Here is an 8045-nt window from a genome sequence, read left to right on the forward strand (position 1 = left end):
AAAGTGTTAAAACATAGGTTGTAAGTATTGGGAATTGAAAAGTCCTTATTGGATTTTTAACACCAATACTTGGAATTTCAACTGCAATACGGGGAATTTCAGAAAAAAATACGGAGAAAACAGGGCTGGAAAGGCGCTAAAACTACTGAAAAAGCGGGACTTCCTCATGGAAAGCCCCGCTTAGCTATTACAAATATACGATATTTTTTGCTCAAAAGCAAATAGTGTTAAAATGGATTGCTGAGATTTTTTTTGAATAAAGGTTTGGTTTATGATATTCCGTTCTCAAAAAAACAGCAAGCCCACTCGATAGGTCAGCCACGCCATGACGTAGGCAACAGCCGTAGTATAGACTGCCGTGAAAATGGCGTATTTCCATTGACCGCTTTCGCCTTTTATGGCAGCAATGGTGGCAAGGCAGGGAAAATAGAGCAAAGCGAACACCAGATAGCTCAAAGCTGTCGCAGGTGTGGTGCCGGAATGGCGGATAGTAGTTCTTAGGGAAGCATCATCCGGTTCACCGTCTGCACCTTCCGGAGCATTATAAAGAACTCCTAAGGTACTTACCATCAACTCTTTCGCACCAATACCCGAAAGTATGCCAACTCCCATCCGCCAGTCATACCCCAACGGTTCGAGTGCGGGCGAAATAGCATGCCCTATCTTGCCGAGGTACGATTGTTCCTGCTGTTCGGATGGAGTTGCCGCAGCTTCATCAGCTCTTGGAAAATATTCCAAACCCCATACAGCTATGCTGGCAATCAGTATGATACCTCCCATTTTGCGCAGATATTGCCGGCCTTTCTCCCAAGTATGCCGCACCACGTTCTGTAAGATGGGACAGCGATAGGGAGGCATTTCCATGACGAAGTGGCTCTCTTCAGCCCGGTGGAAGAAGCGGTTCAACACGGCTGCCGCCATGAAAGCCACGAGTATGCCAAAGGCGTAGAGCGCCAACATGACGAGAGCCGCGTGTTCGGGAAAAAAGGCACCGGCCAGAATTGTGTAAACCGGCAGGCGGGCGGAACACGACATGAAGGGAAGGGTCATCATTGTCACCAGACGGCTTTTACGGCTCTCTATGGTGCGGGTAGCCATCACGGCCGGCACGTTGCACCCGAATCCCATCAGTATGGGAATGAACGATTTGCCAGGCAACCCCACACGGCGCAGCAGAGAGTCCGACAACAGGGCGGCACGCGCCAGATAGCCAGAATCTTCGAGGAGGGAGATGAAAAAATAAAGAATCAGAATGTTGGGCAAGAAAACTACGACACACCCCACGCCGCCTACTATGCCGTTCACCAGCAAATCACGCAGCCACCCTTCGGCCAGATGAAAACGAATGAAGGCCGAAAGGGCTTCCACTCCAGTCTCCATCCATTCCATTGGATAAGCTCCCAGCTCGAACGTGGTGTAGAAGATAAATCCCATTATGACGAAAAACCATAAGTAGGATAAATATGTACGGGCGAAAATACGGTCTATCTTTTCCGAAAGACGCGCCGCCTTGCTTTCTCGCAGTTCGTATACCCCTTCAATGAGATTATGTATGCGTGTATGAGGAGAGAGGGGATTTTTCTCCGTAACCGTTTGGAACATTTGCCGTTGGTTGCCGACAGCTAGCCTTGTCTGCTCTTTCAAGGCCACCGCTGCTGCTAATGCGTCGTTAATGCCGCGTCCACTGCGGGCTACGGTGGGGATAAGAGGCATTCCCAAACGTTTTGAAAGTTCGTCAAGTTTGATGTGGCTGTTACTGTTTTCCAGCTCATCGTACATATTGAGGGCCCCGACTATAGGGATGCCGGTTTTTTGAAGTTGCAGCGTGAGCAGGAGATTGCGTTCCAGATTAGTAACGTCGAGTACATTGATGATGACGTCTACTTCGCCTTTGGTCAGTTCGTTGGCTACGAAGGCCTCCTCCGGACTAAAAGCTGACAGAGAGTAGGTGCCTGGAAGATCAACAATTCGCAGGCATTGACCGTCATAGTTAGTGCGTCCTTCTACGCTGCTTACCGTGACACCGGCGTAATTGCCCGTGCGCTCATGTCCGCCGCATGCAGCATTGAAAAAGGCTGTTTTCCCACAATTGGGATTGCCCACCAAAGCTATGGTCATGGCGGGCCGGTTGTGGCTATGGGATACTTTCTTTGTTGTATGGCCGCATCCCGTACAACCGGTGCAATGTACACCATTGCATTTGCCGGCCATTATAGGAGCGGGAGTTACGGCTGCCATGGGCAATGGAGGTGCTGCGGCTGCTATTGCTTCGGCTTCGGCTGCAGTGGGAGCAGCTGTAATACAGCGTGCCTCGCTGCGGCGAAGCGCCACTTTCTGGCCCAGCATACCGAAAACAATCGGGCTGCCCGGCAGAGCGGCGTACAGGCGTGTCACCTCTTGGCCGGGAACAAATCCCATCGCTTCCAGGCGCAGACAGAAAGCCCGGCTCCCTGTTATATTGGCAACATACGTAGTCTGACCGTTTTTCAAGTCGGATAGTTTCATGATAATAGTTGATGTTTTTATTTTGAATGCAAAGGTACAGGGATTTTATCAGCGAGACAATACCTATAAGTAGTGATTATGATTGTCTGATACAGTCTCAATGTTAAAATCCACACGTTTTTGGGGATTTATTCCACACTCCTTCCCCAAAATCCCCAATACAGGCATACGGGTCAATCCTTATTATAGGCTGATATTCAATATTTTATAAATCAACAACAGTTTTGGCATATCACTTGCGCTAAGAATAAGCAGAAACAGACAGCAATTTTAATCAATAACTTCAAACAACGACAATTATGAAAAAGTTCGCAATCGCTGCCGTAGCAGCCATGTTTTCTCTTTTTGTAGGTGGTGCCGCTTTTGCTGGTACGAGTAACAATAATGCAGCTGGTTTGGTTAACGACACAGTGGTGCCAACCGATACGACCAAGGTCCCGGTAGAGCCAGAGAAGTCGCCGGCCCTCTATATTTCTTTGGCAGATACTGTGGTCCCAGCCGACACGGCACAAGCTCCCACCGAACCTCAAAAAACACCTGTTTTTCACGTAGCATCGAATGATACAGTTGTGCCAGCCGACACTGTGAAAGCTTGAGAGGAATAACAGAAAAGATAATTATACTCACAACATTAGAAAATCGGTTTTTCTTTTTACACATTTAATATCTGTATGCGAGTTTCACCATTACAGGCAATTTTCCTTCATGGAAAGTTGTCTGTCTTTGGATGTTTCGCCCTATGCCTTTCATGTGCTTGCCAAACATCTGAAGGTTGTGGAGTTCTTGCTTGCTGAGATCTGATCGGTCTGAGAGGCTTGATATGAGGCGGAAACGGGTATTTCACGTTAACATATTCAACCTTCAGCAACATTCCGAAGTACTAAAAATAGGTTTGAGGTAGTAGAGACATAAAAATACGATATGGAATATTAACACCAATACGGCTAGTTTGAATTCCAAGTAATGCTTTTTCTGCGAAAAATAGGAGCGTTTCATCATTAATTCATCCCTGAAAACACGCAAAAAGCGAGGATCTCTAAAGAAACACCCCGCTTCGCTATTACAAAGACAACACCTATTTCTGCCTAAAGCAAGAAATGTTTAAACGACCGATACCGCTTAAATGTCAATGTGACAGACTTTGCAGGAATAGATTGCTTTTCCTGTTTCCTTACTACAAAATATCTAAAAAAAGGAAGAACCGATGGCTGTATTCGAATTATTTATTAATTTTGCACAGTTCATGCCCCGTATGAATGGGATTATATTACTGACAATAAAATAAACAACATAAAAAGTAATGAAGAAAAAAATGTTTCGCTCCATCGCTTTGGCTGCCTTATTGTTTGTAGGTGCCGACGGTATTCAGGCCCAGACAGGCTATGAAGTTAAGCCTCTGAACGAAGAGTTAGCCGCTATGGCCAACCAAGTAGTCGACACGCAATTGTCCGACCCCGATGAGGCTAATAAAGTCTTTACCAAATTGATACGCAAAATCAGGAACAGCAAGGAAGACTTGCTCAGCGTAGGTCAGTTCTTCTTGGATAAAAACGTTTATCCCTGTGCCGACATGTGCTCCAAAAAACTCTATGAAATAGCTCCCGACTATATCCCCGGCCTGATGTTCAGCGGCGAAGTCTGCATGTACCGTAAGGATTACGGTATGGCCGGCCAGAAATACGAAGAGGTTTTGGCGCTCGATTCCACTTATGTTCCCGCCCTTAAGCGCAATGCTTTTGTGTATAAGAACGTAAACCCGCACGTTGCCATCGAATATCTTGAAAAAATCCGTCGTGTCGATCCTAACAACCATGTGATAGAACGCGACCTTGGTGATGTTTATTATAATCTTGATGAGTTTGACAAAGCCGTTTCAAGTTATAAGAGCTATTTCGGTGCCGTAACCAACAATGACTCAACCGACATTCGTGCCGCTGAAAATTACTTGCAGTCGCTCTATGCCACACAGAAGTTCGCAGAAGTAGGCGAATTGGTTGACAAATACGCGACTCTTGACCCGAACGATATGGTATTCAAACGCATGCGTTTGTTCTCAGCCGTAGAAAACTATGAACTGCCCAAGGCTAAAGAAAGTCTTGGCTATATCGTCAACAAAGAATATCCCGATAGCTTTTATCTCTATCTCGACTATGCCTATGCCGGAAACCTCATGAAGGAACTGGAAGATATCCCTTCTGCCATCAGTTACTTTGAGAAAGCCGTTGCTACAGACTCGACAAAAATTTCAGGTATCAAGGAACTGGCGGGCCTCTACAGCAGCAACAAGGAAACTGAGAAAGGTATACAGACCTACGAACGCTTTCTGAAAGCCAAGGGTGAAGGCAATGTGGATCTGACGGACCTTTATGGTCTGGCACGTCAGTATCTTGCCGCTGCACAGCAAACAGACCTCACACCTGAACAGAAAGCCGCTTACGTTGCTTCAGGTGACGCCGTATGTGTGAAGATGCTCGAGAAGAAGCCCGATGCCTATCAGGCTCTCTTGCTTCGTGCCGCCATGCACATTACTGACGGAACAAAACCTGAGGATACGCCCAAGCAATATTATGCAGAGGCACTTAAAATGATGGAAGGAAAAGAAGGAGTGGAAAGTGCCCAGCTGCAGGCCCTGCGCTATTTGGCTTTCTACGCTGTACAGAAAGACCAGACACAGGATGCCCGCACTTACACTGATCAGATTCTTGCCATTGAGCCTGAAAATCAGTTTGCCAAGCAAATTGACACTTATCTGAAAGGTCTGCAGCAATAAGATCTTATAAGAATATCATAAAGTTGTTCGGAAGCCTATGGCCTCCGAACAACTTTTTTTAATAACCCTGTGACGCTATATGTTGAGAAACACCTTTATTGTTTTACTGGCACTTCTGTCAGATTTACAAATGCTTTACGCAGAAAGGATTACTCCGCGGCAAAATCCCCTTACCGCTAATATAGATTGGGAGGATTTTTTGGCGCAACACGATATGTATTGGAACGAACTGACGGCCGATCCTCCTGGCAGAAGTGCGGACAATGCCTTGAAAACAGGGTATTATGCCGGTGCCATCATGGGCAATGGGCTTTTGGGTACAAATCTGTATAAGTTGAAGGATAATGTTTACCGTCTTAATATCGGACGAAGTGATGTGACCGAGACGCGCCGGCCTTATAACCTGTTTAATTCGGCCCGTCTGCCCATCGGTTATTTTACACTAACCACCTGCGGTAATGTCAATAAGGAAAGCATGCGCCTCTCTATCTACAATGCCATTACCGACGGAATTTTCACCACCGACAAAGGCACGGTAAAGTTCAGAACCTACGTTCATGCTAAAGAGGACTATGTAGTGTTTGAAACTGAAACTACCGGTGAGGAAGCAGACTACGTGTGGAATTTTGTACCGCTTCAGGCGGTCAGTCCCCGTTTGATGTTCGGGAACCGTCCTCCCGAAGATTATGTCAACGCTGAGGGAAAATCAAATCCCCACCCTGAAATCCGTCAAGAGGGAGAGACACATTTCGTAGTGCAGAAATTAGTTTCCGATACGACTTTTACCCGTGTGAACCGTGTGTATGTCGTGGCATGGCGCGAACAACGGGACGGACTGCGGCGACGTATCATTGCTACGGTCGCCCAGGATAAAACGGAACGGAAAGCCTTGAGTGCCGCCCGTTCGGTTATAAGGAAAGCCTTTTCAGAATCATCGGCACGAGCCGAGACTGTTCATAAGGAACATTGGCACGCTTTTTACCGCAAGGCCGCATTCCTCACTTTTCCTGATACCGAACTGGAATCGTTCTACTGGCTTCAATATTACAAATTCGCCTCGACGGCTCGTCCTGACGCGCCGATTGTTGACTTGCAGGGTGTTTGGCCTTCATGGGATACCCCTTGGCCGGCTGTGTGGAATAATTTGAATTTGCAGCTCACGTATTCCTGGCAGACAAAGGCCAATCTTGGTTTCCTGTCGCGTCCTCTTTGGGACGCTCTTGACCGCCATGCCGTTAATTTACGGCGTAATGTGACCGATATTCCCGGTCAGGAAACTTGGACTGATGCCGCTTGTATAGGACGCACATCCTCTTACGATTTTCACGCGCCACTCAGTCCGGAACTTGCTGCAACCAATCAGTATGAAGTGGGTAACCTCACGTGGCTGCTGTTCTATTATCATCAGTATTGTCAGGCCTATGGAGAAACGAAACGGCTTAAAAAGAAGCTTTTCCCGTTGTTGAAAGCCGCTGTCAATTTATATTTTCATATCCGAACGGAACAGGATGGGAGATATGGTTTGCCGCCGACAGCTTCTCCGGAATATACAGTAGACAAGCCCATAGGTCCGAATGCCAATTACGATTTGGCCAATTTGCGCTGGGCGCTGAATACACTCATCGAAACCGATTCTGTTTTCAATATCAATGATCCGCGCTTGACCGACTGGAAGGATTTCCGCCGGCGGCTGGTGGATTATCCCTGCGATGCGGCTACTGGCTATAAAGTGAGTGATACTTATCGTTTTGATAATACCGCACATCGTCACTACTCTCATTTATTCATGATTTATCCCTACTATCTGGTAAATTGGGAGAAGGAATCCGACCGCCATTTAGTGGAAAAAAGCGTAGAGCGTTGGAAGGGTAACCAAGGCTATTCGCTCACGGGAAAAGCTGCCATGCTGTTGAGTATGGGTAAGGGAGAAGAGGCTTTGGATCAAATGAAAACCTTCATGAAGAAGTATGTAAAACCCAATACGCTTTATGCCGAGACTGGTCCGGTGTTTGAAACGCCGATGGCAGCAGTTTCTACGCTTCACGATTTTTATTTGCAGGATTGGGGCAATCGTATCCGCGTGTTTCACGGTATGCCGTCGCTGTGGCGGGACGCTGCTTTCTCGGGACTTCGCGCTCAGGGAGCTTTTTTAGTCAGTGCATCGCGACGTGCCGGCAAGACTTGCCTCATACGGGTGGAAAGCGAGAAAGGTGGTCTTTGCCGCTTGCAGACAGAGATACCGACGGACAATGTTCAGGTGAAAACCTTGTCGGGTAAAGCAGTATCCTTTCGCAGAATGCTTACAGGAGAAGGTGTTATCGAAATAGATATGCGTCCGGGTGATATCGTACAAATTACAGACAAGGATATTTTACCGCTTCTTCCCGCTCCCTTACCGCATCCGTCCGATGAGGTCCGGTGTTTTGGTGACGGCAGTAGGAGAAGCAGATAAGTCCGCTCAATGAATATATACTCACCATACAAGAAAACGGCTTCTACGAGATTAACATTTTTAACCTTTCATTACATTACAGAGTGTTAAAACATAGGTTGTAAGTAATGGATTTTAAAAAGTCCGTATTGGATTTTTAACACGAATACTTGGAATTTGAATTGCAATACGGGGAATTTTCAGAAAAAACAGGGCGGAAAACAGCTGGAATATAGCCTGAAAACACTGAAAAAGCGGGATTTCCCCATGGAAAGTCCCGCTCCGCTATTACAAAGATACAACATTTTTCGCCCAAAAGCAAATTGTGTTAAAATACAC

Annotated in this window: 4 protein-coding genes; 3 read left to right on the forward strand and 1 reads right to left on the reverse strand. The window is 46.6% G+C overall.

Features of this window, described 5'->3' with window-relative positions:
- Nucleotides 1-285: 285 nt before the first annotated feature.
- Nucleotides 286-2505 carry a ferrous iron transport protein B gene (feoB, locus tag C5S62_RS02100; RefSeq protein WP_223301108.1) on the reverse strand — a complete coding sequence of 740 codons (2220 nt, stop codon included), beginning with the start codon at nucleotides 2503-2505 and terminating at the stop codon, nucleotides 286-288.
- A 299-nt stretch (nucleotides 2506-2804) separates the two neighbouring features.
- Here feoB and C5S62_RS02105 point away from each other — a divergent pair, with 299 nt between their 5' ends.
- The 3 genes from C5S62_RS02105 to C5S62_RS02115 all read left to right on the forward strand — a co-directional run bounded on the left by C5S62_RS02105 (nucleotide 2805) and on the right by C5S62_RS02115 (nucleotide 7727).
- Nucleotides 2805-3101, forward strand: coding sequence for a hypothetical protein (locus tag C5S62_RS02105; protein ID WP_104403860.1), 297 nt, complete (start codon nucleotides 2805-2807; stop codon nucleotides 3099-3101).
- Nucleotides 3102-3805: 704 nt separating this feature from the next.
- Nucleotides 3806-5275: a lipopolysaccharide assembly protein LapB gene (locus tag C5S62_RS02110; protein ID WP_104403861.1), complete on the forward strand. Its 1470-nt coding sequence runs from the start codon at nucleotides 3806-3808 to the stop codon at nucleotides 5273-5275.
- Nucleotides 5276-5405: 130 nt separating this feature from the next.
- A complete protein-coding gene (locus C5S62_RS02115; protein WP_133159463.1) occupies nucleotides 5406-7727 on the forward strand; it encodes a glycoside hydrolase family 95-like protein in 2322 nt (773 codons plus the stop codon).
- Nucleotides 7728-8045: the final 318 nt, after the last annotated feature.

The organism is Prevotella sp. MGM2 (genome assembly GCF_002933955.1).
Classification (GTDB): domain Bacteria; phylum Bacteroidota; class Bacteroidia; order Bacteroidales; family Bacteroidaceae; genus Alloprevotella.

Coding starts and splice junctions, on each gene's coding strand:
- feoB (WP_223301108.1), bottom strand. CDS start 2,505: ATGAAACTATCCGACTTGAAAAACGGTCAGACTACGTATGTTGCCAAT.
- C5S62_RS02105 (WP_104403860.1), top strand. CDS start 2,805: ATGAAAAAGTTCGCAATCGCTGCCGTAGCAGCCATGTTTTCTCTTTTT.
- C5S62_RS02110 (WP_104403861.1), top strand. CDS start 3,806: ATGAAGAAAAAAATGTTTCGCTCCATCGCTTTGGCTGCCTTATTGTTT.
- C5S62_RS02115 (WP_133159463.1), top strand. CDS start 5,406: ATGCTTTACGCAGAAAGGATTACTCCGCGGCAAAATCCCCTTACCGCT.